3 protein-coding genes are annotated in these 4,078 nt (G+C 65.0%); all 3 read left to right on the forward strand.

Going from position 1 to position 4,078, the window contains the following annotated elements; translation table 11 throughout:
• The first annotated feature begins 304 nt into the window (after window positions 1-304).
• The 3 genes from V7053_RS18090 to V7053_RS18100 all read left to right on the forward strand — a co-directional run bounded on the left by V7053_RS18090 (window position 305) and on the right by V7053_RS18100 (window position 3,993).
• The gene (locus V7053_RS18090) at window positions 305-1,366 is read left to right on the forward strand and encodes an integrase core domain-containing protein (protein WP_334173651.1); all 1,062 of its coding nucleotides are present in this window, start codon (window positions 305-307) and stop codon (window positions 1,364-1,366) included.
• Between the two features lie 640 nt (window positions 1,367-2,006).
• Window positions 2,007-2,408, forward strand: a complete 402-nt coding sequence (locus V7053_RS18095) for a hypothetical protein (protein ID WP_334173652.1) — start codon at window positions 2,007-2,009, stop codon at window positions 2,406-2,408.
• Window positions 2,409-2,916: 508 nt separating this feature from the next.
• Window positions 2,917-3,993 (forward strand): integrase core domain-containing protein, encoded by a 1,077-nt coding sequence (locus V7053_RS18100; protein ID WP_334173653.1) that lies wholly within the window; start codon window positions 2,917-2,919, stop codon window positions 3,991-3,993.
• The last annotated feature ends 85 nt before the right edge of the window (window positions 3,994-4,078 follow it).

The raw sequence follows: 4,078 nt of genomic DNA on the forward strand, positions 1-4,078 counted from the left end.
CCACGATGATGCGTAATCGAACCGGGATCTCTATCGCGAACTCAGACACACGTCAGTCTGTTCGGTCAACGCTGCGCGAGTTGCCCCTGATCCGACAATCCGCGCTTTGACGCTCTGTCTCGACACCAGAGCTGCAGCTCGTACCTGGTGCTCGTCAAACAGATACACCGCTTTGACGGGAGTTGCATGTGGGCGTCCACCGCGTCGGACGAGCGATAGGACGGCCACGAGAGGAAGGTGAAGGGTCCAACAACCGGATCTTCGGCTTGACCAGCCACGATCTGGACGGCGATCCTGCTCGGCCGTGGCTCTCAGCTTCCTCTACCGTCTGTTCCGGCACATCGTCGAGTTCGCCCGGGTGCACCAGATGGGCGACGCCGCTAAGGACGCCGAGATCCTGGTGCTGCGCCATCAACTCAGCGTGCTCCAACGTCAAGTCGCCCGACCTCGGCTCACCTGGTCCGATCGGGCAGTCATCGCCACCCTCGCCAGACTCATCGCGCGGGAGCGGTGGGAGGCGTTCCTTGCCACCCCCGAGACGATCCTCCGCTGGCATAGGGCCCTGGTCCGACGCCGGTGGACCTACCCGCACCGACGACCGGGGCGCCCTGCCCTGGCCGACGAAACCGTCAAGCTGATCGTACGCCTCGCCAAGGAGAACCCGCGCTGGGGATACCTGCGGATCGTCGGCGAGCTTCGAAAACTTGGCGTCACGGTCTCGAAGGGAAGCGTCGCCAACGTGCTGCGACGCCACGACCTGCGGCCCGCGCCTCGGCGGACCGGTCCAACCTGGGGCGAGTTCCTTCGCTCCCAGGCGAAAGGCATCTTGGCCACCGACTTCTTCACCGTCGACACGGTGATGCTGCGCCGCTACTACGTGCTGTTCGTAATCGAGCTCGAACGACGCGTCGTGCACCTCCTCGGCGTCATCGCCAACCCCAACGAGGCCTGGGTGACCCAGGTCGCTCGCAACTTCACCACCGACCTCGAAGACGCCGGCCGGCAATGGCGATTCCTGATCCGCGATCGCGACACGAAGTTCACCGCCAGCTTCGACGCCGTGCTGTCCTCGGTCGGCATCGAGGCCATCAAGACCCCTGTGCGCTCGCCGCGCGCGAACGCGTTCGCGGAACGATTCGTAAGAACGGCACGCAGCGAGTGCCTGGACCACCTGCTCGTCTTCTCCAGACGCCACCTCGAAGCCATCCTCGTCGAGTACCTCCGCCACTACAACCAGGCCAGGCCCCACCGAGCGCTTAACCTCGACCAGCCAGTCCTCAGGCCAGTACGGCCGGCCACGGCCCGCAAGATCACCCGCCGTGACGTTCTCGGCGGCACCATCCATGAGTACGGCATCGCGGCCTGAGCTTTCATTCCCTCCTTCGCCCGGCTCCCCGGCCCAGTTCTCCCCAGCTCCCGACGACGCAGCCAACAACGACTTCCGCTGAGCACTGATCCGCTGGAAACCCGAGCAGCCTGCGCTGTTTTCGCCTTGCCCCGATGCCCGCTTGTCGACTGGCGCGGACTGGCGACGACCCAGTTGTTGGACCCTTCAGCATAGGGCACGGAGGGTGCAGCCCTAGGGCAGCGACCATGCCGGCCACTCCGAGCCGCGAACTGGCACGTCAGAGGACGTGTGCGCGGCTCCCACCCGCATGGGGCTGCACAGGGCAACGTTGAGCAGGTCCCGAGAAAAAGCCCCGAGAAACGCCGATCTTCGACCTCGGCCCGAACGCGAAACCGCTGGTCAGGCGCCCATGCCCTATGCACGAGACGCGCTGACCAGCGTTTCGATGGTGGCGGGGGAATCATCAGCTCGCCATACCCAGCCTCTACAAACCCGACGAATATGCTGGTCACCATTGGTCTGCATATGCAGCGCCACAGCGGCCGCCTGCTCAATGTCGGGCATCCACGGCCAAACGCCCGAGAAACCCACAGACTTCGCCCAAGGAACCCCCTGAGACACACCTTCGCGGAGGCAGGCATCATGCCAGCATGGGTACGTGGTGCTCCCTCCCCGACATCTGCTGAGACACGAAGCCCCGCCCGATGATCTGCTGCTCTTGGTCCGCGGCGGCATCAACGGGCTCAGCGACGTCGTCTTGGATCGTTCGGTGGCCGACTGCTGGGAGGAGCACGGCTTCTTCGGCGTATCAGTGTTCGCCGCGCCCGGCGACGACCTGATCGCGCTGAGCAGGACGAACCCTGCGATCGCGCTCCGACGTCAGCTCCGCACCGCCCGTGTCGGCCCCCTGCGTCAGGCGAAGTTCGAGGTTGCGGCGACCTTCACGCGTCCTGGCCATTACTCGATCGTCCTGCCGGAGGCGACAACCGCCGTCTTCGAGTCGCTGCGGTCATGCTTCTCCGAGCCGATAGACAACCCAGGGTTCCGGCCGGACCGTTGAGCGGTAAGCTGAGGACGTGACTGAGGCCTCTATCGAGTTGTGGGTCGATGACCACCAAGAGTACGAACCGGGCGTCGTGCACGGTCATCTTCGTCACGCCCAGGTAGCTATCGATCCCCGCCCCGGGGACTACCTGATCGTCGGTGATGGCGAGGTTCCTCCTCGCTTGGCCGAAGTCTTGAAACGAGACCGGGTCGGAAGGCTACAACTGCGCATCATGCCCGGTCGTCCTGAGAGCCACCCCGAATTTCATACCAGGCGGGTTCCGACCATAGCCTGAAGATCCGCCTCCACCAAGGGCTCCTCGGCCGGATCAGGCATTTGGACATCTCGTCGCAGATGGGCGCCCAGGCTCGACAGCCATGGTGAGTAGCGGGAGGGAACCTCCCCCTCTCGCAGAACCTGAAGGGTCCAGAAACTCCCTGCCACCTGTCGGTGCCGAGAATGTCATCCATGGCCTGCGACCAGCACTTTGACGCCTGGACCCGAGCGCGGCGAGCATCCAGCAATGACCCTCTCGTTCCTCTACCTGGCGTTCTGCCGCGCCCTCCAGCTCATCCGACTCGTTGGCCGAAGTGACACCGATCTCGCCGTCGAGATCGTCATGCTGCGCCACGAGGTGGCAGTCCTCAGACGCCAGGTCCACCGACCGGCGCTCAAGCCGGCGGACCGGGCGGTGCTGGCCGGACTTTCACGACTGCTCCCCCGTCGTCGACTCGGACACCTCTGCGTCCAACCGACAACCTTGCTGCGCTGGCACCGCGACCTCGTCGCCAAGCGCTGGACCTATCCACACGGCCGACCCGGTCGACCTCCTATCGCAGAGGGAACCACCGCAGTGGTACTCCGCCTCGCCAAGGAGAACCCGAACTGGGGCTACCGCCGCATCCACGGTGAGCTCGCCACCATGGGCATCGCGATCGCCCCCTCGAGCGTCTGGGCGATCCTGAAGCGCCACGGCATCGAGCCGTCACCGCGAAGGTCAGGACCAACCTGGGCAGAGTTCCTCGCCGCCCAGGCGAAAGGACTGATGGCGTGCGACTTCTTCCATGTCGACACCGTTCTTCTCCGCAGGCTCTACGTCCTCGTGTTCATCCACCATGACACGCGTCGCGTCCGGATCGCCGGCGTCACTTCGAATCCGGTCGCCTCCTGGGTGACCCAGCAAGCCCGCAACCTGTCGACGGAGCTCGCCGAGCAGACAAATCCGGTCAAGTTCCTCATCCGCGATCGCGACACAAAGTTCACCTCCTCCTTCGACGCCGTCTTCGCCGCCGAGGGCACCAGAGTCATCAAGACCCCCATCCGAGCACCGCGTGCCAACGCCATCTGCGAGCGCCTCATCGGCACGATCCGGCGCGAGTGCCTCGACCGGACGCTCATCCTCGGCCGTCGTCACCTCCAAGCAGTCCTTGCCGAATACGTCGAGCATTACAACGCGCACCGGCCCCACCGGTCCCTCAGCCAGCGGCCGCCGGCTGATTCCGATGCGACCCCACCCACAATCGGCGACGCTGACGCCGCCAGGCTACGAAGATCCGATCGTCTGGGTGGCCTCATCCACGAGTACCGCATAGCCGCCTGAGCTGGGCGGACGGGGTTCTCGGCACCTACAGGTGACCGACCCCTCCCATCGTCACGCAGAACCGCGAAGTCACGTCCACGGGCCA

The sequence above is a fragment of the Sinomonas sp. genome (assembly GCF_036848755.1).
Taxonomy (GTDB): Bacteria; Actinomycetota; Actinomycetes; order Actinomycetales; family Micrococcaceae; genus Sinomonas.